The 24,440-nt window shown below is 65.4% G+C and carries 21 protein-coding genes; all 21 read left to right on the top strand.

The window, feature by feature from the left end; genetic code table 11:
* Positions 1–114 precede the first annotated feature (114 nt).
* The 21 genes from LPB260_RS13915 to LPB260_RS13815 all read left to right on the top strand — a co-directional run bounded on the left by LPB260_RS13915 (position 115) and on the right by LPB260_RS13815 (position 24,293).
* Positions 115–1,014 carry a LysR substrate-binding domain-containing protein gene (locus tag LPB260_RS13915; protein WP_208709597.1) on the top strand — a complete coding sequence of 300 codons (900 nt, stop codon included), beginning with the start codon at positions 115–117 and terminating at the stop codon, positions 1,012–1,014.
* A gap of 526 nt (positions 1,015–1,540) precedes the next feature.
* Positions 1,541–5,476 carry a trifunctional transcriptional regulator/proline dehydrogenase/L-glutamate gamma-semialdehyde dehydrogenase gene (gene putA / locus LPB260_RS13910; RefSeq protein ID WP_208709595.1) on the top strand — a complete coding sequence of 1,312 codons (3,936 nt, stop codon included), beginning with the start codon at positions 1,541–1,543 and terminating at the stop codon, positions 5,474–5,476.
* A gap of 125 nt (positions 5,477–5,601) precedes the next feature.
* Entirely contained in the window at positions 5,602–6,393 is a 792-nt protein-coding gene (gene proC, locus LPB260_RS13905; RefSeq protein WP_208709593.1) for a pyrroline-5-carboxylate reductase, read from the top strand.
* Positions 6,394–6,838: 445 nt separating this feature from the next.
* The gene (locus tag LPB260_RS13900; RefSeq protein WP_208710223.1) at positions 6,839–7,465 is read left to right on the top strand and encodes an RraA family protein; all 627 of its coding nucleotides are present in this window, start codon (positions 6,839–6,841) and stop codon (positions 7,463–7,465) included.
* Between the two features lie 11 nt (positions 7,466–7,476).
* Positions 7,477–8,685, top strand: a complete 1,209-nt coding sequence (locus tag LPB260_RS13895) for an aminotransferase class I/II-fold pyridoxal phosphate-dependent enzyme (RefSeq protein WP_208709591.1) — start codon at positions 7,477–7,479, stop codon at positions 8,683–8,685.
* 148 nt (positions 8,686–8,833) lie between these two features.
* Positions 8,834–10,120, top strand: a complete 1,287-nt coding sequence (locus tag LPB260_RS13890) for a dicarboxylate/amino acid:cation symporter (RefSeq protein ID WP_208709589.1) — start codon at positions 8,834–8,836, stop codon at positions 10,118–10,120.
* A 324-nt stretch (positions 10,121–10,444) separates the two neighbouring features.
* A complete protein-coding gene (locus tag LPB260_RS13885; protein WP_208709587.1) occupies positions 10,445–10,753 on the top strand; it encodes a helix-turn-helix transcriptional regulator in 309 nt (102 codons plus the stop codon).
* A gap of 82 nt (positions 10,754–10,835) precedes the next feature.
* On the top strand, positions 10,836–12,074 hold the full coding sequence (locus LPB260_RS13880) for an NADH:flavin oxidoreductase/NADH oxidase family protein (protein ID WP_218281521.1): 1,239 nt from the start codon (positions 10,836–10,838) through the stop codon (positions 12,072–12,074).
* 420 nt (positions 12,075–12,494) lie between these two features.
* The gene (locus LPB260_RS13875; protein ID WP_208709585.1) at positions 12,495–14,486 is read left to right on the top strand and encodes a conjugal transfer protein TraG; all 1,992 of its coding nucleotides are present in this window, start codon (positions 12,495–12,497) and stop codon (positions 14,484–14,486) included.
* Positions 14,483–14,917 (top strand): CopG family transcriptional regulator, encoded by a 435-nt coding sequence (locus tag LPB260_RS13870; protein ID WP_208709583.1) that lies wholly within the window; start codon positions 14,483–14,485, stop codon positions 14,915–14,917. Before LPB260_RS13875 ends, LPB260_RS13870 begins: the two co-directional genes overlap by 4 nt.
* Positions 14,914–15,930: a P-type conjugative transfer ATPase TrbB gene (trbB, locus tag LPB260_RS13865; protein ID WP_208709581.1), complete on the top strand. Its 1,017-nt coding sequence runs from the start codon at positions 14,914–14,916 to the stop codon at positions 15,928–15,930. Before LPB260_RS13870 ends, trbB begins: the two co-directional genes overlap by 4 nt.
* Complete coding sequence (locus LPB260_RS13860; RefSeq protein ID WP_208709579.1) at positions 15,927–16,268, top strand: TrbC/VirB2 family protein; 342 nt, start codon at positions 15,927–15,929, stop codon at positions 16,266–16,268. The genes trbB and LPB260_RS13860 overlap by 4 nt, the downstream gene beginning before the upstream one ends.
* Positions 16,265–16,537 (top strand): VirB3 family type IV secretion system protein, encoded by a 273-nt coding sequence (locus LPB260_RS13855; RefSeq protein WP_208709577.1) that lies wholly within the window; start codon positions 16,265–16,267, stop codon positions 16,535–16,537. Before LPB260_RS13860 ends, LPB260_RS13855 begins: the two co-directional genes overlap by 4 nt.
* Before the next feature lie 11 nt (positions 16,538–16,548).
* Positions 16,549–18,978, top strand: a complete 2,430-nt coding sequence (gene trbE / locus LPB260_RS13850) for a conjugal transfer protein TrbE (RefSeq protein ID WP_208709575.1) — start codon at positions 16,549–16,551, stop codon at positions 18,976–18,978.
* Positions 18,975–19,709: a P-type conjugative transfer protein TrbJ gene (trbJ, locus tag LPB260_RS13845; protein WP_208709573.1), complete on the top strand. Its 735-nt coding sequence runs from the start codon at positions 18,975–18,977 to the stop codon at positions 19,707–19,709. The genes trbE and trbJ overlap by 4 nt, the downstream gene beginning before the upstream one ends.
* A 13-nt stretch (positions 19,710–19,722) precedes the next feature.
* Positions 19,723–19,914, top strand: coding sequence for a hypothetical protein (locus tag LPB260_RS13840; protein WP_208709571.1), 192 nt, complete (start codon positions 19,723–19,725; stop codon positions 19,912–19,914).
* On the top strand, positions 19,911–21,089 hold the full coding sequence (gene trbL, locus LPB260_RS13835; RefSeq protein ID WP_208709569.1) for a P-type conjugative transfer protein TrbL: 1,179 nt from the start codon (positions 19,911–19,913) through the stop codon (positions 21,087–21,089). The genes LPB260_RS13840 and trbL overlap by 4 nt, the downstream gene beginning before the upstream one ends.
* Before the next feature lie 12 nt (positions 21,090–21,101).
* Entirely contained in the window at positions 21,102–21,809 is a 708-nt protein-coding gene (trbF, locus tag LPB260_RS13830; protein ID WP_208709567.1) for a conjugal transfer protein TrbF, read from the top strand.
* Entirely contained in the window at positions 21,806–22,792 is a 987-nt protein-coding gene (gene trbG / locus LPB260_RS13825) for a P-type conjugative transfer protein TrbG (RefSeq protein ID WP_208709565.1), read from the top strand. Before trbF ends, trbG begins: the two co-directional genes overlap by 4 nt.
* A gap of 2 nt (positions 22,793–22,794) precedes the next feature.
* Positions 22,795–24,069, top strand: a complete 1,275-nt coding sequence (locus LPB260_RS13820; RefSeq protein ID WP_208709563.1) for a TrbI/VirB10 family protein — start codon at positions 22,795–22,797, stop codon at positions 24,067–24,069.
* The gene (locus LPB260_RS13815) at positions 24,066–24,293 is read left to right on the top strand and encodes a DUF2274 domain-containing protein (RefSeq protein ID WP_208709561.1); all 228 of its coding nucleotides are present in this window, start codon (positions 24,066–24,068) and stop codon (positions 24,291–24,293) included. The genes LPB260_RS13820 and LPB260_RS13815 overlap by 4 nt, the downstream gene beginning before the upstream one ends.
* The last annotated feature ends 147 nt before the right edge of the window (positions 24,294–24,440 follow it).

Here is a 24,440-nt window from a genome sequence, read left to right as displayed (position 1 = left end):
AAAAGAAATTTAACAGTTGCTATATTTCCTTGATGTCGATGCTATCAGCCCCACCGAACCCATCGTGATTAGAAAGATCTTGCCCTCAGCGTAAGCTGAGCTTACGCTGAGGGCATGAGACATCGCCTGCCGCCACTCACAGCACTACGCGCTTTCGATGCTGCCGCGCACAGGGGGAGCTTCGCCGACGCCGCACGGGACCTGTGCGTCAGCCACAGCGCCATCAGCCAGCACATTCGCACGCTGGAGAAGTGGCTGAGAGTGGATCTCTTCAGAAGGCTAGGTAACCGGGTCGAGCTGACGCCGGAGGGACAGGCATTGAAGCCCAGGCTCAACGAGGCATTCACGATGCTCGCCGAGGCCTGTGAAGAGATCAGCCACATCCAGCGCGATCGAAGCCTGCGAATAATCGTAGAGCCCGGGTTTGCGACACGCTGGCTCAGGCCCCGGCTCAAGGCGTTCCGCGACGCCCATCCAGAACTCAGTGTCCGTATGTATTCCGGGTCAAACCCGGTGAGTGACTCAGGATCAACGGCAGATGTGGTGATTCACTTTGAGGAGAACCTAAAGGAGCAGCGTGTGCGCTTTCACCGACTGTTCCCCATCGACACCTACCCCGCCTGTTCTCCCGAATTTCTGGCCAAACACCCCGGCCTCACACAGCCGTCTGACATTGCGGGCCTTCCCCTCATTCACGACAACAGTCGTCAGACTTGGCGAAGATGGTTCAGCAGGTACCTGCCCAGCAGCGATGAGTGGCAGAGTGGGTATGTTTACCCAGATCTGTCGCTGGCGATCGATTCTGCACTGGACGGGGAAGGTTTATTTCTGGCCGACGACCTTCTGTGCAAACACGAGATCGCCAATGGCACCTTGGTAAAAGCTCTGGATTCGGTGATGCGCTCAACCTGGTACTGCCTAGCGATACCGCAACCCGATAGCAATCCAAGGGATCGCCAGTTATTCACGGACTGGTTATTGAAGAGCCTGGATTTACCTCCGGAATCCCTTTAGGGAAACGCTAGACAAGCTCCTAGCGATCTGCCGAGATGCCCCGATCGCCCACGAACAGAGCCCGGGGCCGATCAGCCCGGCCTATAACGCCCCCAGATGTCCCTGCAGGACAACCCGCCGAGCAACCCCAAACCGGCCAACAGCCCCATCAAGCTCACCCGCGAACGTCATATCGCGGCGCACGCCCAATGCGCCCGCGCAGGACAACGGCACAAATCTTTCCGAGGATGACCTCGATGCGCCGCTCCAGGCCTTCAGTCGGGCCGACAGCTTGCTCAGCCGCCAGGTAATTTCCCGGCACCTGATCGAGCAGCCTAGTATCTCGTCGGGCGCACAACCCGAAGGCCGCCGGCTCAAAACCCACCCCACCTCCACGCCACTGGTTGCACAACTCAAACCGCACAATGGCGCAACCATAAAAAGAGGCCCACAAGGAATGGGTTTCACCAGGTTGCACCTCAATCACAATAGTGCTTAAACTCCGGCCACTCGTCATCCCTCGCACTTTGCTGAAAGGATTACCCATATGGCTAACACCACCCTCGGCGTGAAACTCGACGACGCCACCCGCGGCCGTCTGAAGAAAGCCGCCCAGCAGCTGGACCGCACCCCGCACTGGCTGATCAAGCAGGCGATCTTCACTTACCTGGAACAGATCGAGGGTGGTCTGACCCCAGCCGAGCATTCCGGCCTGGCCGCTGCGGCGGGTGAAGAATCGTTGGATGCGCTGAGCGAACAGGGCCTGCAGGTATTCCTCGATTTCGCCGAAAGCATCCTGCCGCAGTCCGTGCTGCGTGCCGCCATCACCTCCGCCTACCGCCGCCCGGAAACCGAGGCGCTGCCGATGCTGCTGGAGCAAGCCCGCCTGCCGAAAGAGCAGGCCGAGGCCGCCAACAAGATGGCCCTGAGCATCGCCGAGAAGCTGCGCAACCAGAAGAGTACCGGCGGTCGTCAGGGCCTGGTGCAGGGCCTGCTGCAGGAGTTCTCCTTGTCGTCCCAGGAGGGCGTGGCGCTGATGTGCCTGGCCGAGGCGCTGCTGCGCATTCCGGACAAGGCCACCCGTGACGCCCTGATCCGCGACAAGATCGCCAACGGCAACTGGAGCCAGCACCTGGGCCAGAGTCCGTCGGTATTCGTCAATGCCGCCAGCTGGGGCCTGCTGATCACCGGCAAGCTGGTGTCGACCCATAACGAGGAAGGCCTGTCCTCCTCGCTCAATCGCCTGATCGGCAAGAGCGGCGAGCCAGTGATCCGCAAGGGCGTGGATATGGCCATGCGCCTGATGGGCGAGCAGTTCGTCACTGGCGAGACCATCGGCGAGGCCCTGGCCAATGCTGCCAACAAGGAAAGCAAGGGCTTCCGCTACTCCTACGACATGCTCGGCGAGGCCGCGCTGACCGAGGAGGACGCCAAGCGCTACCTCGCTTCCTACGAGCAGGCCATCCACGCCATCGGCAAGGCCTCGCACGGCCGAGGCATCTACGAAGGACCCGGCATCTCGATCAAGCTCTCCGCCCTGCACCCACGCTACAGCCGCGCCCAGTACGACCGTGTGATGGACGAGCTGTACCCGACCCTGCTCGGCCTGACCAAGCTGGCCAAGCAGTACGACATCGGTATCAACATCGACGCCGAGGAAGCGGACCGCCTGGAAATCTCCCTCGACTTGCTCGAGCGCCTGTGCTTCGAGCCGGAACTGGTCGGCTGGAACGGCATCGGCTTCGTCATCCAGGCCTACCAGAAACGCTGTCCGTACGTGATCGACTACATCATCGACCTGGCCAAGCGCAGCCGCCACCGCCTGATGATCCGCCTGGTGAAGGGCGCCTACTGGGACAGCGAGATCAAGCTGGCCCAGATCAACGGCCTGGAAGGCTACCCGGTCTATACACGCAAGCCGTACACCGACATTTCCTACGTCGCCTGCGCACGCAAGCTGCTGGCAGTGCCGGAGTCCATCTACCCGCAGTTCGCCACCCACAACGCCCACTCGCTGTCGGCCATCTATCAGTTGGCCGGGCAGAACTACTACCCCGGCCAGTATGAGTTCCAGTGCCTGCACGGCATGGGCGAGCCGCTGTACGAGCAGGTGGTCGGTCCGGTCAAGGATGGCAAGTACGCCCGCCCGTGCCGCATCTACGCGCCGGTCGGCAGCCACGAAACCCTGCTGGCCTACCTGGTCCGTCGCCTGCTGGAAAACGGTGCCAACACCAGCTTCGTCAACCGCATCGCCGACCACAGCATTTCGCTAAAAGACCTGGTCCTCGATCCGGTGCAGCAGGTCGAGCAAATGGCTGCCCAGGAAGGCGCCCTAGGCCTGCCGCACCCGCGTATTCCGCTGCCGCGGGACCTCTATGGCGATACGCGCCTGAACTCCGAAGGCATCGACCTGGCCAACGAGCACCGTCTCGGCTCGCTGTCCTCGGCGCTGCTGTCCAGCACCAACACCGTCTATGTCGCAGGCCCGATCCTCGGTTGCGACACACCGAACCCAGGCCCGGCCGAGCCAGTGCGCAACCCGGCCGACCATCGCGATGTGGTCGGCCACGTACACGAGGCCAGCGAGGCCGACGTCAAGAACGCGATCCTCTGCGCCCTGTCCAGCGGGCAGATCTGGCAGTCGACCCAGCCGGCCGAGCGAGCCGCCGTACTGGAGCGCGCCGCTGACCAGATGGAAGGCGAGATGCAGCAGCTGATGGGCCTGCTGGTGCGCGAGTCCGGCAAGACCTTCGCCAACGCCATCGCCGAAGTGCGCGAGGCCGTGGACTTCCTCCGCTACTACGCCGTCCAGGCACGCAGCTTCGGCAACGACAGCCACCGCCCGCTGGGCCCGGTGGTGTGCATCAGCCCGTGGAACTTCCCGCTGGCGATCTTCACCGGCCAGGTCTGCGCCGCACTGGCCGCTGGTAACACCGTGCTGGCCAAGCCGGCAGAGCAGACCCCGCTGATCGCCGCCCAGGCCGTGCGCATCCTGCTGGAAGCCGGCGTGCCCGGCGGCGCCGTACAGCTACTGCCGGGCCGCGGTGAAACCGTCGGTGCCCGCCTGGTGGGTGACGAGCGCGTGCGTGGCGTGATGTTCACCGGTTCCACCGAAGTGGCCGGCATCCTCCAGCGCAATATCGCCGGCCGCCTGGACGCCCAGGGCCGCAGCATTCCGCTGATCGCCGAGACCGGCGGCCTCAACGCCATGATCGTCGACTCCTCGGCGCTGGCCGAGCAGGTGGTGGTCGACGTGGTCAACTCCGCCTTCGACAGTGCCGGCCAGCGCTGCTCGGCCCTGCGCGTGCTCTGCGTGCAGGCCGACGTGGCCGACCGCGTGGTGGGAATGCTCAAGGGCGCCATGGCCGAATACCGTGTCGGTTCGCCGGAGCGCCTGAACACCGACATCGGCCCCGTGATCGACAGTGAGGCCAAGGCCAACATCGACAACCACATCGCCGCGCTACGCGAGAAGGGCCGCAAGGTGTTCCAGTGCGCCCGCGCCGATGGCGAAGAGATCAAGCGTGGCACCTTCGTCGTGCCGACCTTGATCGAGCTGGATAGCTTCAACGAGCTCAAGCGCGAAATATTCGGCCCGGTACTGCACGTCGTACGCTACCAGCGTGCCAATCTGGGCAAGCTGCTGCAGCAGATCAACGACAGCGGCTACGGCCTGACTCTCGGGGTGCACACCCGCATCGAGGAGACCATCAACCAGGTGGTCAACAGCGCCAAAGTCGGCAACCTGTACGTCAACCGCAACGTGGTCGGTGCCGTGGTCGGCGTGCAGCCGTTCGGTGGTGAAGGCCTGTCCGGTACCGGACCGAAGGCCGGTGGCCCGCTGTACCTGTACCGCCTGCTGTCGACCCGTCCGCAGGAGGCGGTGGCCGAGCAACTCAAGGGCGACAGTGTGCAGCCGCTGGGCGTGCCGGCCGAACTGACCAAGGCACGTGCCGCCTTTGCCGAGTGGGCGGGCAAGCAGGAGCCAGCTACCGCGGCACTGTTCGAGCAGTACCTGAGCCTAAACCAGAGCTTCAGCAGCCACCTGCTGACCGGCCCGACCGGCGAGCGCAACAGCTACACCCTGCTGCCGCGCGAGCGCGTGCTGGGCCTGGCCGACCAGCGCAGCGACCTGCTGGCGCAACTGGCCGCGACCCTGGCCGTGGGCAGCCGCGCACTGTGGCTGGAAAGCCAGCGCGCGCTGTACGCCGAGCTGCCGAAAGAGGTGCAGAAGCGCATCGAGCTGGTGGCGGACTGGAGCACGGTCGACGCCGAGTTCGACGCCATCCTGCACCACGGCGATTCCGACCAGTTGCGCGAAGTCTGCCAACTGGCCGCCCAGCGCAGGGGCGCCATCGTCAGCGTGCATGGCCTGAACAAGGGCGAGACTGACATTCCGCTGGAGCGTCTGCTGATCGAGCACGCCCTGTCGGTCAACACCGCAGCGGCCGGCGGCAACGCCAGCCTGATGACCATCGGCTGATGGCCATGCCCGGTCGCCGCAAGGCGGCCCGGGCTCCCCCGAACCGTTCGCCCTGGAAAGCTGCCTTAAAGCTTTCCAGGGCATGCTTCATCCGCCAAAGGACTTCAACGCCTAAAAGGAACAGCATGAACGCACTCTTTATCGGTTACGGCCGCATGGGCAGCGCAATCGGCGAGGCCTGGCTGGCCGCCGGGCTGGTGGACAGCATCAGTGCCGTCGACCCCAACCTGCAGGCCTCCAGCAACGCCACCCTGTACTCCAGCCTGGAGACGCTGCCGGCACAGCCATTCGAGCTTATCGTGGTGGCGACCAAGCCAGGCCATGCCTGCAAGGTGCTGGGCGAGTTGCCGGATGCCGTGTGCCAAGGCGCCGTGGTGATCTCCGTGGCCGCCGGGGTAACCTGCGCCAGCCTTGGCCAGGGCCTGCGGCAGCGTTGCCCGGTGGTGCGGGTGATGCCCAACACGCCGGTGCTGGTCGGCGCCGGTTGCACCGGCATGTTCAGTAGCGATGCGCTGGACGCCGAGCGCCGCGAGCAGATCGCCCACCTGTTCGCTGCCGTTGGCAAGGCCTACTGGGTGGAACAGGAAGGGCAGCTGGACGCGGTCACCGCCCTGTCCGGCAGTGGCCCGGCTTACTACCACCTGTTCAGCGAGGCCTTGGCCAACGCCGGGATGGCTCTCGGCCTACCGGCCGAACTGGCCAAGGCGCTGGCGGCGCAGACCGCCTTCGGCGCCGCCTCGCTGCAAGTGCAACCGGGTGCGGACTTCGTAGATCTGCGCACCGCCGTGACCTCACCCAACGGCACCACGGCGGCCGCGATAGAGCGTTTCGAACAGGATCAGGCCCTGCGCCAACTGGTCGAAGCGGCAGCTCGAGCGGCCTTTGTCCGCTCCCAGGCACTCAATCAGGGCGCCTGACCCGGCCGACGGCATGGCCAGGCCACGCCATACGCCACGCGCCGCACACCTGCCGCAGGGGGTTACCCACCCGGTGCGACGCGCCTCCTAGCCAACGGCACGCAAGAGCCACGCGCCAACCTACCCGGCTGGCGCAGCCACGGGGCCTGCCGGCCCCGTTCTACTTGTACAGTGCTGGCATCTGCGCATTCGCTACAGCGCCGTTCACCTGGCACCCTCTCTGCGCCGCTGGACTGCAACAGCATCACGCGCTGCACGCCCCCAGCTTGAGGAGGGCTACAGTGGCCTTTGACGGCCAGTGGGCAACGATTTTGGCCTCCGAGGCGACTTTGAGCATATCAACCCCATATAAGCCGGATATTTTGGAGGCTATAGCCCAGATTGCTTGACCGTCCGTACCACTTTTTCATCACCTAGCTACCGCCAGCCTGAAGGCCGCCAGGCGTTGCCCCCTGCGTGGGTGATCGAGGCGTTCCGCGAGGTAGTGAGTCCTCATATCAGCGACAACCTGGGTCGGCATGTCGGCGCCCGTGGGCTGAAGCGCTTCAACCGCAGCGGCAAGCTGGTCGGTACGGCGCTCACGGTCAAGACCCGCCCCGGCGACAACCTGTTCATCTACAAGGCCATGACCTTAATTCAGCCAGGCCATGTACTGGTGATCGATGCCCAGGGTGATACCTGCAATGCGGTGATCGGCGAGCTGATCAAACTCTATGCGCAGCAACGTGGCTGCGTGGGGTTCGTAGTCAACGGCGCCATCCGTGACGTCGCCAGTTTCGATAGCACGCCCTGCTATGCCCTGGATGTGGTGCATTGCGGGCCCTACAAAAGCGGGCCCGGCGAGATCAATGTGCCTGTTTGTATCGGCGGCATGCTGGTGCAACCGGGTGACATCCTGGTTGGCGATGAAGATGGCCTGGTCGCGTTCCCGCAGGAGCATGCGCAGGCACTGCTCGAGGCCGCAGCCAGGCACGCGGCTCACGAGGACGAGATCAAAGCGGAGATCGCCACCGGCAACCTGCGCCAGAGCTGGCTGGATCGCGTGTTAGACCAACATGGCCTAGCCAGCTGAGGAGCATAACGATGAATACTGAACTTCTCTCCGCACGCGTACTGAGCATTCAACCGTCGCCCAGCATGGCCGCCAACGCCTTGGTCGTCGAGTTGCGTGCACAGGGACGCGACATCATCAACTTCACCATCGGTGAACCCGACTTCGATACGCCGGAACATATCCTTCAAGCCGCCAGTTCCGCGATGCACAACGGCGATACCCACTACACATCGACCAGCGGCACCCCGGCGCTGCGTCAGGCGATCGTCCGTAAACTGGCTCGTGATAACGACCTGCACTATGGCCTAGACGAGGTGGTGGCCGGCAGCGGCGGCAAGCACATCATCTATCACGCGCTTGCTGCCACCCTGAACGCAGGTGACGAGGTCATCGTGCATGCCCCCTACTGGGTGTCCTACCCCGATATCGCCCGGCTCAATGAGGCGACCCCGGTAATCATCCCAGGGGACGAGAGCAACGGTTTCAAGCTGACGGCCGAGGAGCTCGAGCGCGCCATCACGCCCCGTAGTAAGTGGGTCATCCTCAATACGCCGAACAACCCCAGTGGCGCGGTGTATGACCGCGCCGAACTGCTAGCCTTGGCCGCTGTGCTGCGTCGCCATCCGCAGTTGCTGGTCATGTCCGATGAGATCTACGAACACTTCGTCTACGAAGATGCTCGGCACCTGTCCATCGTCAATGTGGCCGAAGATCTCAAGGCCCGTACGCTGATCGTCAACGGTGCTTCCAAGGGCTATGCCATGACCGGCTGGCGTCTTGGCTTTGCCGCGGGGCCGCGCGTTCTGATTGCGGCTATTAGCAAGCTGATCTCACAGACCACCACCTGCCCCAGTTCAATCAGCCAGGCAGCTGCAGTGGCAGCTTTTGCCGGAGATCAAACCCCTATTGCCGAAATGCGCGAGGTCTATACCCAGCGCCGCCAGCGCATGTTGGAACAACTGAGCGACATCAAGGGACTGCGCTGCCTGCCGCCGCAAGGCGCTTTCTACATCTATGCCAATGTTTCTGGACTGCTCGGCACTGTCACGCCGGATGGTCAACGCATAGAGAGCGACACCGAACTGGTGGCCTATCTGCTGCAGGAGGGCAATGTAGCCACCGTCAGCGGGGATGCCTATGGCATGTCCCCCTACTTGCGGCTGTCCTTTGCCAGCTCGCTCGAGGTGATTGACGAGGGCTGCCGCCGCATCGCGCAGGCCTGCCAGCAATTGCGTTAACACACGGCAAACAACTCGGCCAGGGACGGCCTACGACTGAACTGCCTAATTCACATTACAAAAATACTCATTTTCAGAAGAGGCAACTGATGAGCATCAATCGTCTTGTTCCCGGCATGAATCACTCCGAGTGCGGAGGGTGGTCGAAATGACTGGTATCAAACTCTCTTTCGGTCTTTCCACGAAAATCTTCCTCGGTTTCACCCTCGGCGTGCTGTTCGGCTTAGTGGCCCCAGAGTGGGGCGTGGCGATCAAACCCATCGGCGATGCGTTCATTCGCGCGATCCAGATGCTGATCATCCCCATTGTGTTCTTCAGCGTGGCGGCAGGCATTGCCAACATGGGAGATGTTGGCAAACTCAAGCGAGTCGGCGGCAAGACGCTGGCGGTGTACACGCTGATGACGGTGGTAGCCGGGATAACTGGCCTGGCCACCGCCCACTTGTTGCAGCCCGGTGTCGGTTTCGTTGGCAGTACCTCCACCGCCATGGCACCGGTGAGCGAAGTACCAACGCTTGGTCAGTTCTTCCTCGGCATGATCCCGTCTAACATATTCGATGCCATGGCCAAGGGCAGCGTTATCCAGGTCATCCTGATCGCCGTACTGGTTGGGGTGGCGCTGGTGTTTTTGGGCGAAAAGGCCGAGGGCATCAAAGGCCTGTGCAATCAGGCATCGGCGGTGATCCTGAAGATCCTCGACATGATCATGGCGGTTTCGCCCTATGGAGTATTCGCCCTGATGGCCTACTCCATGGGCAACTATGGTCTTGAGATTTTCGACCAGGTTGGGCAGTTCATCCTGGCAGACTACGCCGGCTTACTAGCCGTCTGGGTGGTGACCTCGATGGTGGTGGTGGCCTACACCAAAGTCAGCTACAGCTACTTGCTCAAGAAGATCAGCAAGGTCTGGATGGTGACGCTATCGACCACCAGCAGCGCCGCCACCCTACCAATGAGCATGCACGTCACCCGTGAGGACTTTAAGGTGCCTGGCTGGATCACCTCGTTCATGCTGCCGCTGGGTGCCACCATTAACCTGATGGGCGCTGCGGTCTATCTCTCGGTGCTGGCAGTGTTTGCGGCGGGCTTCTACGGTGTCGATCTGAGCGTTGCGCAGATGGTCAATGTGGTGGCGATCGGTACCCTGCTGGCGATGGCGGCTCCCGGTATTCCTGGCGGCGGCATTGTGATGGGCACGTTGATGCTGCAGCTGATGGGTTTGCCATTCGAGCTTGTGGGCGTCATCGCCGGTATCTACCGGGTGATCGACATGGGTCATACCACGCTCAACGTCTCCGGCGATGTGCTTGGCGCGATGCTAGTGGCCAAGAGCGAGGGTTTGCTCGGTTGCGATAAGCAGGGAATCCCGGTTGCCCTGCAAGCGAACGATCAGGCGCCTGTTGTACTCCATGAAGATCCCATACAGGCTTCCTAGGCGGATACAGAACCTGTCCGCCAATCCCTGAAGCCACGACTGGCCCATGCCCCGCAGGAGCATGGGCCAGTTTCCACCTAGAACATGAAAAAGGCGGCGGTACGATCTGTCCTCCGGCCCTGCTTTCGTAGACGCATTTGACTGGCAGCTTAGGCCGGTTGCAGTCGGTGGCGACGGGCAGAAGTCGGCCAGAAGAGGCCGGTGAGAAAACGATCCTAGGGGGTTCTTCACTTATGGTTGTGACACTATCAAGCCCGACTCTGAGGGGGGGCGGTAGTAAATGCCGCGATTGACTCTTGCTTAAATATCGAGATATCTTGATTTATGAATATAGAAAACGTGATTTCCGCCCTTAACAACCCTGTGCGACGCCGAATTCTTGAGTGGCTGAAAGACAGGTCGAACTTTCCACCCTCGCTGCCAGAGCATGCCGATCTGGACGGTGTGTGTGTTGCGTACATTCAAGAGAAGGCAGGGCTGTCGCAGTCGACGATCTCAAACTACATGAGCGTGTTGAAGCAGGCTGGGTTGGTGGTTGCTGAGCGTCATGGACAGTGGACGTTCTACCGGCGCAATGAAGGCAACATCCAAGCGTTTCTCGATGAGGTCGAGAAAGAACTGTTGAAGCCGTGACAGTTGCTACGCCACCTGGCGACGGGCGGCATTTAGCGGGAAGAAAAAATGAAATATCTAAATATTCCGATGGAGAGGCCCGATGATGAAGCCAGTAACCAAGCATGATCTCTCAAACCCGGCAAATGTGTTGGGCCTCCCGCTTGAGCTTCCCTGTGGTGTGGTTCTGAAAAACCGACTGACAAAGTCGGCAATGTCGGATTCCCTTGGTGACGGAAAAGGCAACGCTACCGAAGCGCAGGCACGACTCTATGAGCGCTGGGCGGAAGGCGGCGTAGCATTGTCGCTGATCGGCGAGGTACAGGGTGATCCGCGCTATCCCGAGAAGCCCGGGAATCTGGTGTTGGGACCGGATACAGATCAAACGGCGCTGCGGACCTTGGCGCGTCGCGGATCGACTGATGGTGCGCGCCTCTGGCCGCAACTCGGACACGCAGGAGCGCTTTCCCATTTGCCGATCAGTCGAGCCAAGGGCCCATCCTCGCTGGACATCGAAGGGCTGCAATGCGCAGGCATGACCCTCGACGACATTGGCGAGCTGCCGGGCATCTACGCCAGGGCGGCGACAATTGCCCAAGGCGCAGGATTCGGCGGGGTGCAAATTCATGCCGGACACGGGTTCCTCTTAAGCCAGTTCCTGTCTCCGTTGTTCAATCGCCGGACAGACGGGTATGGCGGGTCCATCGAGGCGAGATTCCGCATCGTCCGCGAGGTGATAGAGGCGGTTCGCCAGGCCGTTGGTGCTTCGTTTGCGATCGCTATCAAGATCAACTCGACCGATCAACTGGAAGGTGGACTGACGGAAGACGAGGCTATGGACGTGGTCCGCATGATCGACCAGACAAGCATTGATCTGATCGATATCAGTGGCGGAACCTACTTTCCGGGCGCCGCCGCAAGCTCGGATAGCACCTCCGGTAGCGGACCGTACTTCCTTGATTTTGCCCGCCGGGCGAAAACGGCGACCGCCATTCCAGTTATGGCAACCGGCGGTTTCAAGACGCGGCAACAAGCAGTTGACGCCGTCCGCAGCGGTGCAGTGGACATGGTGAGCGTGGGCCGCGCCATGGCGCTCAATCCACATCTTGCGCGTGATTGGTTGAGCGCCGCCGGTGGCGACCCGGCGTTTCCACGATTCGACTCGACCCCTCCGGGCGGTGTGACGGCTTGGTACACGATGCGCCTGACCGCGCTGGCAGAAGGCAACGAGGATGAGTTCAGTCTGGACCTCGAGTCCGCCATGAGTATCTATGAGGTGCGCGATGCGGGCCGCTGCGACGCCTGGCTTGAAGCCTTCGCACTCGTGGGAGACCGCGTTTAGAGCGAGGTAGCCTGGTTGACCGCTGGTGGAAAACGCTCCGCGGTTTTCCACGGGGTGGCCTTCCACCCTACGCGGACTTGATGGCTATGTAGGGTGGACAACGCTTTCTTGTCCACCGGCTTCTGCGAGCGACCGAAATGGGGCGGAAGCACCATTGTCGAAGGGCCGCTTCTGGCCGGTTTCTGCCTGTTACCACAAGGACTCCATCCAATCGTGCACGACGGGCGAGTCAATGACGAGCATCCCCCTCTGCGCAATGCCTCGCTGAATTCCTCCCAGCCAAGCCCTAGCTGGAATTGTTGTCACCTCGGCCCTAATCAGCCACGAAACGGTCTTTGACCCCCTCCCCGCCAATGCCGAACCTCTCGCCCGCGGCACCCATGCGTGCCGTGAGTTCTGTCGGAGAGGTTGGGGGCAAGGATGCAAGCAACGACGGTGCTGTACGGCCAGGTGCTGGCGGTGTTGGCCATCACCCTTTTCGGGGTATGGAGTGCCACGCAGTGGACGGCGGCGGCGCTCGGCTATCAGGCGCGCCTGGGTGCACCTTGGTTCGAGTTGCTGGGCACGCCGGTCTATCACCCCTGGCGCCTGTTCGAGTGGTGGTTCGTCTTCGATGCCTATGCCCCGGAGGTGTTCAACGTCGGGGGCACCATCGCCGCCTGCAGCAGCCTGCTGGCGCTGGCAGTGGCCATCGGCATGGCCCTCTGGCGCGCCCGCCAGGCGCGGCGGGTCACCACCTATGGTTCGGCGCGCTGGGCCGAGACGGATGAAGTCCGCCAGGCCGGTCTGACCCGGCCGGCCGGCGTGTTCCTCGGCCTGTTCCAGGAGCAGTACCTGCGCCATGAAGGCCCCGAGCATGTGCTGGCCTTCGCGCCGACGCGCTCGGGCAAGGGCGTCGGCCTGGTGATACCCACCCTGCTCGCCTGGCCGGCCTCGGCGGTGATCCACGACATCAAGGGCGAGAACTGGAGCCTGACCGCCGGCTGGCGCGCGCGGTTCTCCCACTGCCTGCTGTTCAACCCCACCGATGCGAATTCGGCGGCCTACAACCCACTGCTCGAGGTGCGCCGCGGCACCCACGAGGTCCGCGACGTGCAGAACATCGCCGACATCCTGGTCGACCCGGAGGGCGCTCTGGAGCGGCGCAACCACTGGGAGAAAACCAGCCATGCGCTCCTCGTCGGCGCCATCCTCCATGTGCTCTACGCCGGCCAGGACAAGACCCTGCGCGGCGTCGCCAACTTCCTCTCCGATCCGGCCTGCACCTTCGAGCTGACGCTGCAGCGGATGATGAGCACGCCCCACCTGGGCGACGGTCCCCATCCGGTGGTGGCCTCGGCCGCGCGGGAGGTGCTCAACAAGAGCGAGAACGAGCGCTCCGGCGTGCTGTCCACGGCCATGTCCTTCCTCGGCCTGTATCGCGACCCCACGGTGGCCGCCGTCACCTCACGCTGCGACTGGCGCATCGCCGACCTGATTTCGGCCGAGCATCCGCTGTCGCTGTACCTGGTGGTGCCGCCCTCGGACATCAGCCGCACCAAGCCGCTGATCCGCCTGATCCTCAACCAAATCGGCCGGCGCCTGACCGAGTCCCTGGATGGCGCCGACGGCATCGCGCGCAAGCACAAGCTGCTGTTGATGCTCGATGAGTTCCCGGCGCTGGGGCGCCTGGATTTCTTCGAGTCGGCCCTGGCCTTCATGGCCGGCTATGGGCTGCGCGCCTTCCTGATTTCGCAGTCGCTCAACCAGATCGACAAGGCCTACGGCCAGAACCACTCGATTCTCGACAACTGCCATGTGCGAGTGACCTTTGCCACCAACGACGAGCGTACCGCCAAGCGCATCTCCGAGACCCTGGGCACCGCCACCGAGCTACGCGCTCAGCGCAACTATGCCGGCCACCGCCTGGCCCCCTGGCTCGGCCATTTGATGGTGTCGCGCCAGGAGACGGCGCGGCCGCTGCTGACCCCGGGCGAGGTGATGCAGCTGCCCAGCGACGAGGCCGTGGTGATGCTCTCCGGCCACGCGCCGATCCGCGCGAAGAAGCTGCGCTACTTCAGCGACACCAACTTCCGCCGCCGGCTGCTGCCGGCACCGCAGTTGCAGCCCGGCCGCTATGCCGATGCCCCGGCGCCACGGGCGGACGACTGGAGCGGCTTGGCTGTGCCTGCGGCCGCTGACGCTTCACCGGTTGGCTGGACCGACACCAACTCAGTCGAGGAAGGCGGCCCCCGCCGCCAGCCCGAGTTGGCCCAGAGCGTGCCGTTGCCGGAGCACGACGAGCTGGCCGGCGACCTGCTGCTGCTCGACGAGGACGACGTCCCACCGCCCTTTCCCAGCCAGCCCGATCCGCGCCTGCAGCGCGCGGCGCGACTGGCCGCCCTCGACCCTGACGACGGAATAGCCCTATGAGCCGAGCCCGCCTGAATCTGTTCATCCAACCCGAGCACGCCAAGCGCCTGAACGAACTGGCGATCAGCAAGGGTGTGTCGAAGTCCTCGATCATCGCCGCGGCGCTGGCGGCCTGGCTGTCGCCGGAGTCCGGCGAGCGGCGCGAGGTGGCCATGGCCAAGCGCCTGGATCGGCTGTCGCGGCAGTTCGAGCGGCTGGAGCGCGACCAGCACATCCTGATCGAGACCCTCGCCCTCTACGTGCGCTACTACCTCACGGTCAGCACGCCGGTGCCCGAGGCCCATCAGGAAGCGGCCAGGGCCCAGGGCAAGCTGCGCTTCGGCCAGTTCGTCGAGCAGCTGGGCCGTCACCTGCAGCGCGGCCGTAGCCTGGTCAGGGAGGTGCACGAGGAGGCTCAGCCGGAGGCTCGGGCCACGGGAGAGCGTCCATGACCGCCGCCTCTTCCAGCGTTCTGAGCGCAGCGGCCGCTTCCCTGGATCGCCGCACGCGCATGTTGCGCACGGCCATGGGCCCGCTGATCGCCGCGGCCCTGGACGACCCGGACGTGGTCGAGGTGCTGCTCAACCCCGACGGCGCCCTCTGGCTCGACCGCCTCTCCAGCGGCCGATCCAGGCTGGGCAACCTGCCGGCCGCCGACGGCGAACGGATCATCCGTCTGGTCGCCGCCCACATCGGCGCGGAGGTGCATCGCGGCCAGCCGCTGCTCAGTGCCGAGCTGCCCTCGAGCGGCGAGCGCTTTGAAGGCGTGCTGCCGCCGGTGGCCTCCGGGCCGACTTTCGCCCTGCGCAAGCGCGCCGGCGGGGTGATCCCCCTGGCGCAGTACGTGGCCGACGGCATCCTCACCTACGGACAAGCCGAGTACCTGCGCGACGCCGTGCGTGACCGACAGAACATCCTGGTCGCCGGCGGGACCAGCAGCGGCAAGACCACCTTGGCCAACGCCCTGCTCGCCGAGGTGGCCGGCAGCGGCGACCGCGTGCTGGTGCTGGAGGACACGGTCGAGTTGCAGTGCCCGGCCCTCGACCACGTCGCCCTGCGCACCAAGCCCGGCGTGGTGAGCATGGCTGACCTGGTGCGCACCACCCTGCGCCTGCGCCCCGACCGGGTGGTGGTCGGCGAGGTGCGCGGCGGCGAGGCACTGGACCTGGTCAAGGCCTGGGGCACCGGCCACCCCGGCGGCATCGCCACCATCCATGCCGGCTCCGCCCAGGGCGCCCTGCTGCGCCTGGAGCAACTGATCCTCGAGGTCGCCCTGGCGGCGCCACGGGCGCTGATCGCCGAGGCGGTCAATCTCGTGGTGTTCCTCGCCGGCCGAGGTCGCGCCCGCCGGGTCCAGCAGATCGCCCGGGTGGTCGGTCACGACCCACGCGGCTATCGCCTGCAGCCCATCGACACCCTCGACCACCTCCCTGCCCTACCCACTGCCTCAGGAGATCAACCATGAGTCCCCTCCACTCCCGCGTCGCTGTACGCCAACGCACCGCCCGCGCCCTGCTGCTGGGCGCCCTGCTGCTGAGTACTGCCCTGCCGGCGTTCGCCGCCGGCTCCGGCATGCCCTGGGAAGGGCCGCTGCAGTCGATCCTCGACTCGGTGCAGGGTCCGGTGGCGCGCATCGTCGCGGTGATCATCATCATTACCACCGGCCTGACCCTGGCCTTCGGCGACACCAGCGGCGGCTTCCGCAAGCTGATCCAGATCGTCTTCGGCCTGTCGATCGCCTTCGCCGCCTCCTCGTTCTTCCTCAGTTTCTTCAGCTTCGCCGGCGGGGCGCTGGTCGCATGAACGGCGCCCACGAACTCATCCCCGGTTTCGAGGTGCCGCTGCACCGTTCCCTGGCCGAGCCGATCCTGCTCGGCGGCGCCCCACGCAACGTGGCGATCCTCAACGGCACCCTGGCCGCGGTGGTCGGCCTGGGCCTGCAGCTGTGGCTCCCGGGGCTGCTGCTCTGGCTGGTCGGCCACTCCCTGGCGGTCTGGGGCGCCCGGCTGGACCCGCAGTTCCTCCAGGTGTTCGCCCGCCATATCAAGCAGCCCGCGCTGCTGGACGTGTGAGGAGCGCCGCCATGCTCAATCTCAACGAGTACCAACGGCGCCCCGCCCAGCTCGCCGACTGGCTGCCCTGGGCCGGCCTGGTCGCCCCGGGCGTGGTGCTGAACAAGGACGGCGCCTTCCAGCGCACCCTGCGCTTTCGCGGGCCGGACCTGGACAGCGCCACCCAGGGCGAGTTGCTGGCCACCACGGCGCGCCTGAACAACGCCCTGCGCCGGCTCGGTTCCGGCTGGGCGCTGTTTATCGAAGCCGAGCGCCTGGCCGCCGCCGACTACCCGGACAGCGACTTTCCCGAGCCGCTGTCCTGGCTGGTGGACGAGGAACGTCGTGCGACCTTCGCGGCCCAGGGCAGCCACTTCGAGAGCCGCTATCACCTGACGCTGCTCTACCTGCCAGCGGAGGAGTCACGCGCCCGCGCCGCCGGCCTGCTCTATGAGCACCGGGAGCAGCGTGGCGTCGATTGGCGCGAGCGATTGGCCGCCTTCGTCGCCGAGAGCGAGCGCTTCTTCGACCTGCTCGACGGGGTGATGCCGGAGCTCGCCTGGCTCGACGACAGCCAGACGCTGAGCTACCTGCACGCCACGGTGTCGACCCACCGCCAGCGGCTGGCCGTGCCCGAGGTGCCCTTCCACCTCGACGCCCTGCTCGCCGACTGCCCGCTGACCACCGGCCTGGCGCCGCGCCTGGGCGAGCAGCACCTGCGCGTGCTGACGGTACGCGGCTTTCCCACCTCGACCTGGCCGGGCCTGCTGGACGACCTCAACCGCCTGGGCTTCGCCTATCGCTGGTCGACCCGTTTCATCTGCCTGGACAAGGACGAGGCCGAGAAGGAACTGCTGCGCCTGCGCCGCCAGTGGTTCGCCAAGCGCAAGGGCGTGCTGGCGCTGCTGCGCGAGGCGATCTTCCAGCAGGAAAGCCCGCTGCTGGACAGCGATGCGGCGAACAAGGCCGGCGACGCCGATGCGGCGCTGCAGGAACTGGGCGCCGACCAGGTCGCCTTCGGCTATGTGACGGCCACGGTGACGGTGAGCGACCATGACGCCCAGGTCGCCGAGGAGAACCTGCGCCGGGTCGAGCGAGTGATCCAGGGCCGCGGCTTCGTCACCATTGCCGAAAACCTCAACGCGGTGGAGGCCTGGCTGTCGTCGATCCCCGGCAACGCCTACGCCAATGTGCGCCAGCCGCTGATCTCCACCCTCAACCTGGCGCACCTGCTGCCGGTCTCGGCAGTCTGGGCCGGGCCGGCGCGCAACGCACACCTGGACGGCCCGCCACTGGTGGTGACCCGCACCGACGGGGCGACACCGTTTCGCCTGGTCACCCACGTCGGCGACGTCGGCCACACCCTGGTGGCCGGCCCCACTGGCATGGGCAAGTCGGTGCTGCTGGCGACCCTGGCCCTGCAGTTTCGCCGCTACCCGGGTTCGCGCCTGTTCCTCTTCGACATGGGCCGTTCGCTGCGCGCGACGGTGCTGGGTCTGGGCGGCGAGCACTACGACCTGGGCGGCGATGGCGACCTGGCCTTCCAGCCCCTGGCACGCATCGACCAGAACGGCTACCGCGCCTGGGCTGCCGAGTGGCTGGAGGCGCGCTTGTTGCAGGAAGGCGTGGCCGTCGGCCCGGAGCAGAAGGCCGCGCTGTGGACGGCGCTGGATAGCCTGGCCGGGGCCCCCGTGGCACAGCGCACGCTGACCGGCCTGTCGGTGCTGCTGCAGGACAACGCCCTGCGCCAGGCGCTACAACCCTATGTGCTGGGCGGTGCCCACGGCCGCTTGCTCGACGCAGATGCGGACCGCCTGGGCATGGCCGACGTGCAGTGCTTCGAGATGGAGGAGCTGATGCACAGCAAGGCGGCGGTAGCCGCCGTGCTCAGCTACCTGTTCGCCCGTTTCGAGGAGCGCTTCGACGGCGCCCCGACCCTGCTGATCCTCGACGAGGCCTGGCTGTTCCTCGACGACCCGCTGTTCGCCGCGCGCATCCGCCAGTGGCTCAAGACCCTGCGCAAGAAGAACGTCAGCGTGATCTTCGCCACCCAGTCCCTGGCCGACATCCAGGACTCCAGCATCGCCGCGGCGATCATCGAGTCCTGCGCCAGCCGCCTCTTCCTGCCCAACCCCCAGGCCGGCGAGCCGCAGATCCGCGGCATCTACCTGGGCTTCGGCCTCAACGACCGGCAGCTGGAGATCATCGCCCAGGCCACGCCCAAGCGCGATTACTACTACCAGTCGCGCCTGGGCAACCGCCTGTTCGACCTCGACCTGGGTCCGGTCGCACTGGCCTTCGCCGCCTCTGCCAGCCCGGCCGAGCAGCGCGAGATCGACCGGACTCTGCAGGAGTCAGGTACAGCCGATTTTGCTGATGCCTGGTTGCGTCACCGCGGCCTGGACTGGGCCGCTGAGCTGCTTGCTTCCCATATCCCACCACGCAAGGAGTGCCTGCCATGAAGTTGCCTATCCGTCTTTCACCTGTCGTCACGTTGCTGACCCTGGGTCTGCTGGCGTTGCAACCGGCCAACGCCGTGACCGTGATCGATCCGACCAATCTGGTGCAGAACACCCTGACCGCGGTGCGCACCCTGGAGCTGATCAACAACCAGGTCTGCCAGCTGCAGAACGAAAGCCAGATGCTGGTCAACCAGGCCCGCCACCTGGCGCGCCTGGACTACAACGTGGTCAACCGCCTGCGCGTGACCCTGGCCAACACCGAACGCCTGCTGGCCGAAGCCCAGGGCCTGGCCTTCGAGGTGCAGCGCCTGGACCGGGAGTTCGCCCGCCTCTATCCCGCCGAGTATGCGCGTGACGTCAGCGGCCAGCGCATGGCCCAGGAGGCACGCGAACGCTGGCGGCAGGGCCTCGACGGCCTGCACACCGCCATGCGCGTGCAGGCCCAGGTCGCGCAGAACCTGGCCCAGGACGAGAGCGTACTGGCCGACTTGGTCAACCAGAGCCAGGCCGCCGGCGGCGCCCTGCAGGCGGCCCAGGCCACCAACCAGTTGCTGGCCCTGCAAGCCAAGCAGTCGATCCAGGTCCAGCAGCTGCAGATCACCCAGAACCGTGCGATCGCCCTGGAGCTGGCCCGCCAGGCCGCGGCCGCCGAGGAGGCGCGCGAACTGCGCCGGCGCTTTATGGGCAGCGGCACCCCCTATACGCCCTACCCCGTGCAGTTCTATCGGTAGGGAGGGTGGCGTGATGAAAGCCCCCGTCCTGTTGCCACTGCTGCTCGCGCTGGCCGCCTGCGGCGATCGCGATGGCGCCCATGACGCCAGGCCAGAGGCTTCGTTGAGCGAGCGTTTCTATTCCGGCTGCGTCCTGCCCGGCGAATTTCTCCGCCCTTCTGATCTGCCAGCCATACCGCCAAGCTTCGACGAGGCCGTGCCATGAACGACGTCAGCGTGATCGACCGTTTCCTCGCGGTGTTCGGTCAATACATCGACACGGGCTTCGGCCTGCTCGGCGGCGAGGTGGCCTTTCTCAGCCTGACCCTGGTGGCCATCGACATGACCCTGGCCGGGCTGTTCTGGGCCATGGGCGGCGAGGACGTCAGCGCCAAGCTGATCCGCAAGATCCTCTACGTCGGCGCCTTCGCCTTCATCATCGGCAACTTCAACGCACTGGCGAAGATCATCTTCCACTCCTTCGCCGGATTAGGGTTACTGGCGGCAGGATCCGCGCTAAGCCCCGCCGAATTCCTGAAACCAGGACGGCTGGCCGCTATCGGTATCGATGCCGGAGCCCCGCTGCTCGAGCAGATCAGCATGCTCAGCGGATTTCCGGAAGTCTTCGAAAACTTGCACAGCATCCTGGTGCTGTTTCTAGCCTGGCTGGTGGTGATCGTCAGTTTCTTCTTCCTGGCCATTCAGCTGTTCGTCACCCTGGTCGAGTTCAAGCTGACCACGCTGGCCGGCTTCGTTCTGGTGCCCTTCGCCCTGTGGAACAAGACCGCCTTCCTCGCCGAGAAGGTGCTGGGCAACGTGGTGGCCTCCGGCATCAAGGTGTTGGTCCTGGCGGTGATCGTCGGCATCGGCAGCGGGCTGTTCGCCGAGTTCCAGGCCGTGCCCGACGAGCCCTCCATCGACCATGCCCAGGTGGTCATGCTCGCCGCCCTGGCACTGCTCGGCCTGGGCATCTTCGGCCCGGGCATCGCCACCGGCCTGGTCTCCGGTGCCCCGCAACTAGGAGCCGGTGCCGCGGCCGGTACCGCCCTCGCGGCTACCGGCATGGCCGCGGGCGCCACCGCGGTGGCGGCGGGCGTCGGCGGCGCCGTGCTGGCCGGCGCCCGTATGGCCCCCGCTGCGGCGCGTCTGGCCATGGGCGGCGCCAAGCCCCTGGCCGCGGGTATGACGCCAGATGCGGCAACGCCTGCTGCAACTGGCGCCAGTGTGGCGGCGTCTGCCGGCCCATCGACTGCTCCCGCCAAGCCGCCCGACTGGGCCCGGCGCCTGCAGCGCAGGCAACAGCTCAACCAAGCCACCACCACCGTCGCCCACAGCCTGCGCGGTGGAGATGGCGGTGGCTCATCCCCCGGGCCGCAGGTACGCGACCCATCGAACACGTAAAGGAGAACGAGGATGCGCTTCAAACGTCCACGGGTGCGCTACGGCGACAGCCCGCAACCGACTACGCCCTACCAGGCGGCGGCCCAGGCCTGGGATCGACGCCTGGGCAGCAGCCTGGCGCAGGCGCGCAACTGGCGACTTATGGCCTTCGGTTGCCTGGGCCTGGCCCTGCTGATGGCCGGCGGGCTGCTCTGGCGCGCGGCCCAGTCGACGATCACGCCCTATGTGGTGGAGGTCAACCAGCTCGGCCAGGTGCGCGCCGTTGGCGAGGCGGCCAGCCCCTACCAGCCCCAGGATGCGCAGATCGCCCACCACCTGGCGCGCTTCATCGAGCTGGTGCGCGGCCTGTCCATCGACCCGGTGGTGGTGCGGCAGAACTGGCTGGAGGCCTATCACTTCACCACCGACCGCGGCGCCGCCACCCTCAACGACTACGCCCGCACCCACGATCCTTTCGCCCGGGTCGGCAAGGAGTCGGTGACGGTCGAGATCACCAGCGTGGTGCGGGCCAGCGACAGCTCGTTCCAGGTGCGCTGGATCGAACGCCGTTTCGTCAACGGCGCGGCCGCTGGACTGGAGCGCTGGACGGCGGTGATCTCCATGGTACTGCAGCCGCCGCGTACCGAGGAAAAGCTGCGCCGCAACCCGCTGGGCATCTACGTCAACGGCCTGTCCTGGAGCCGTGAGCTGGACACTACGGAAGGAGCCAAGAAACCATGAAGACTGCCTTGAACCTCTGCGTCTGCCCTTTACTGCTGAGCATGCTGGCCGGCTGCGCCAGCCACGAGCCGCCAGTGATTGCCCTGGACGACCCGGTCGAGGCGCAGCGCCTGCCGGAGCCACCCACGCCCATCGAGGTGGTGGAGATGCCCAAGCCGCTGGCCTTGCCGGCGCAGCTCAAGCCACTGTCGGATACCCAGGCGGGCAAGCCAGCCAAGGAGCCGGCCGATGAGCGTGTGCGGGTCTCCCGGGCCAACCGCGATGCCCGGGTCGCGCCGAGCCGGGAGGGCTATATCAACGCCATCCAGGTCTGGCCCTACTCGGAGGGCGCGCTGTATCAGCTGTACACCAGCCCCGGCCGGGTCACCGCGATCAACCTGCAGGCCGGCGAGGAGCTGGTCACCGTGGCCGCCGGCGACACGGTGCGCTGGATCGTGGGCGACACCACCAGCGGCAGCGGCGAGGCGTTACGCACCAGCGTGCTGGTCAAGCCGACCCGGGTCGACCTCAAGACCAACCTGGTGATCACCACCACGCGCCGTACCTACCTGCTCGAGCTGACCTCCACCGAGCAGACCTGGATGGCCTCGGTGTCCTGGGACTACCCCAAGGACCACATGCTCGCCCTGCAGCGCCGCGCCAGCGCAGCCCAGGCGGCCGCGCCGGTGGATGCCGGCCTGGCCCTGGAACAGCTGCGCTTTCGCTATGGGATCAGTGGCAGTAACCCGCCGTGGAAACCGCTGCGCGCCTTCGATGATGGCAGGAAGGTGTACATCCAGTTCCCCGCCGGCATCGCCCAGGGTGAGCTGCCGCCGTTGTTCGTGCTCGGCCCGGAAGGCGACGGGCAGCTGGTCAACTACCGCTTCCGCTCGCCCTACTACATCGTCGACCGCCTGTTCGGTGCCGCCGAGTTGCGCCTGGGCGCCGACCAGGGCGATGTGGTGCGGATCGAGCGCACCGACGGCGTGGCACGGAGGCCCTGAGCATGAGTGCCAAGGACGACATCCACAGCGCGGCCCCTGCAGTGCCGCCCAAGGAGGCACCGGAGGCGCTGGAACTGCGTGCGCAACCGCGCCCCGTAACTCGTCTCAATCCGCGCATACTGGCGCTGCTCGCCGGCGGCTTGGCCGCTGCGGTGCTCGGCGCCCTGCTGTGGTCGCTGCAACCGCAGCCGCGCCGCCAGGGCGCAGAACAGGCCGAGCTGTACAACGTCGACCGCGTGGCGCGATCCGAGGGTCTGGAGCAGTTGCCGGCGGACTACTCGCAGTTGCCACCACCGGCCACGCCGGAAATACCGCAGCTGGGCCCACCGCTGCCCGGCGACCTGGGCGGCCCGATCCTCAGGGCGGAACAGCAGGTGCAGGGTTACGACTACCGCCAGGCCGGTCCCGACCCGGCCGAGGCCGAGCGCCTGGCCAGGCTCAAGGAGGCCGAGGAGGCGGCGTTGTCTTCGGTGTTCTTCCAGACCGGCAGTGCACGGAAGTCGAACGTCGCATCCGCTGGGTTCACCCCACTCGAGCCGGAGATCCTGGGTGCGGCGTCGCCAGCCGCGGCAGCCGGAGCAGCTGGAACACAAAACCGGCAGGAGCAGAACGAGGCGTTTCTCAGTAAATCCGTAAATGCACAAATCCGTAATTCAGGATCTCTGCAGATGCCCGAGTCGCCCTACCAGGTGATGGCCGGCACCGTCATTGCGGCGGCGCTGGTCACCGGCATCAAGTCGGACCTGCCCGGCGATGTCATCGCCACGGTGACCGAGCCGGTCTACGACAGCGCCACCGGCCAGCATGTGCTGATCCCCCAGGGCGCACGCCTGCTAGGCCGCTACAACAGCCAGGTGAGCTACGGGCAGAGTCGCGTGCAGGTGGTGTGGCAGCGGGTGATCCTGCCAGATACCTCGTCTTTCCAGCTCGACAACCTGGTCGGCAGCGATACCGCCGGCTATGCCGGCCTGGAGGATGGCGTCGACTGGCACTGGGACCGAATCGTCGCCGGCGCAGCCATGACCAGCCTGCTGGGAATCGGTGCCGAGTTAGCGGCGCCTGAAAGTCGCACCGACGGCGACCGCATCATCATCGCCGGACGCGACAGCCTGCAGGACACGGTGAACCAGGTCGGCCAGGAGGTCACCCGCCGCAACCTCGATATCCAACCCACGCTGACCCAGCGCCCCGGTTTGCCCCTACGGGTGATCGTCAGCCGCGATCTGGTGCTGCGTCCCTACCAGCCTTTCTCCCCTCACCAGAGGAATCCGCAATGAGCACGCCCAAGCTGCGTCTCGGCCCACTGCCGAAAACCGAGAACCTGAAGCTGACCTTCACCTGCCCCGCCAGCCTGAAGGCCGACCTCGAGCGCTACGCGGCGCTGCACTCGCAAGCCTATGGCGAAGAGGTCGATGCCCTGACGCTGATTCCGCACATGCTGGAGGCCTTCATGGCGAGGGATCGGGTGTTCAGGAGAGCCAACACGGAGTCCACTTCTTGAAGCTGAACGCTTTGTCGCAAGCCAGCCATTGCGATCAAACATGGAAATCGCTACTTGATCAGCCCCAAATGAATCGGCACTAAAGTGCTCTTAAGACCTGGTAATGGAGTGATTTAAGGCATTTTATTGCCTTTATTCGCGACAACC

Source organism: Pseudomonas sp. LPB0260 (assembly GCF_013388395.1).
Note: the sequence above shows the minus strand (reverse complement) of the source record. Positions and strands in the feature narration are given on the sequence as shown.

Bases quoted from the DNA above. Each gene is read 5' to 3' on its own strand.
- LPB260_RS13855 (WP_208709577.1), top strand. From the start codon at position 16,265: ATGAACGGCGCCCACGAACTCATCCCCGGTTTCGAGGTGCCGCTGCAC.
- LPB260_RS13895 (WP_208709591.1), top strand. From the start codon at position 7,477: ATGAATACTGAACTTCTCTCCGCACGCGTACTGAGCATTCAACCGTCG.
- LPB260_RS13820 (WP_208709563.1), top strand. From the start codon at position 22,795: ATGAGTGCCAAGGACGACATCCACAGCGCGGCCCCTGCAGTGCCGCCC.
- trbF (WP_208709567.1), top strand. From the start codon at position 21,102: ATGCGCTTCAAACGTCCACGGGTGCGCTACGGCGACAGCCCGCAACCG.
- putA (WP_208709595.1), top strand. From the start codon at position 1,541: ATGGCTAACACCACCCTCGGCGTGAAACTCGACGACGCCACCCGCGGC.
- LPB260_RS13915 (WP_208709597.1), top strand. From the start codon at position 115: ATGAGACATCGCCTGCCGCCACTCACAGCACTACGCGCTTTCGATGCT.
- LPB260_RS13870 (WP_208709583.1), top strand. From the start codon at position 14,483: ATGAGCCGAGCCCGCCTGAATCTGTTCATCCAACCCGAGCACGCCAAG.
- proC (WP_208709593.1), top strand. From the start codon at position 5,602: ATGAACGCACTCTTTATCGGTTACGGCCGCATGGGCAGCGCAATCGGC.
- LPB260_RS13885 (WP_208709587.1), top strand. From the start codon at position 10,445: ATGAATATAGAAAACGTGATTTCCGCCCTTAACAACCCTGTGCGACGC.
- LPB260_RS13840 (WP_208709571.1), top strand. From the start codon at position 19,723: ATGAAAGCCCCCGTCCTGTTGCCACTGCTGCTCGCGCTGGCCGCCTGC.
- trbL (WP_208709569.1), top strand. From the start codon at position 19,911: ATGAACGACGTCAGCGTGATCGACCGTTTCCTCGCGGTGTTCGGTCAA.
- LPB260_RS13815 (WP_208709561.1), top strand. From the start codon at position 24,066: ATGAGCACGCCCAAGCTGCGTCTCGGCCCACTGCCGAAAACCGAGAAC.
- trbE (WP_208709575.1), top strand. From the start codon at position 16,549: ATGCTCAATCTCAACGAGTACCAACGGCGCCCCGCCCAGCTCGCCGAC.
- LPB260_RS13860 (WP_208709579.1), top strand. From the start codon at position 15,927: ATGAGTCCCCTCCACTCCCGCGTCGCTGTACGCCAACGCACCGCCCGC.
- trbJ (WP_208709573.1), top strand. From the start codon at position 18,975: ATGAAGTTGCCTATCCGTCTTTCACCTGTCGTCACGTTGCTGACCCTG.
- LPB260_RS13875 (WP_208709585.1), top strand. From the start codon at position 12,495: ATGCAAGCAACGACGGTGCTGTACGGCCAGGTGCTGGCGGTGTTGGCC.
- trbB (WP_208709581.1), top strand. From the start codon at position 14,914: ATGACCGCCGCCTCTTCCAGCGTTCTGAGCGCAGCGGCCGCTTCCCTG.
- LPB260_RS13880 (WP_218281521.1), top strand. From the start codon at position 10,836: ATGATGAAGCCAGTAACCAAGCATGATCTCTCAAACCCGGCAAATGTG.
- trbG (WP_208709565.1), top strand. From the start codon at position 21,806: ATGAAGACTGCCTTGAACCTCTGCGTCTGCCCTTTACTGCTGAGCATG.
- LPB260_RS13890 (WP_208709589.1), top strand. From the start codon at position 8,834: ATGACTGGTATCAAACTCTCTTTCGGTCTTTCCACGAAAATCTTCCTC.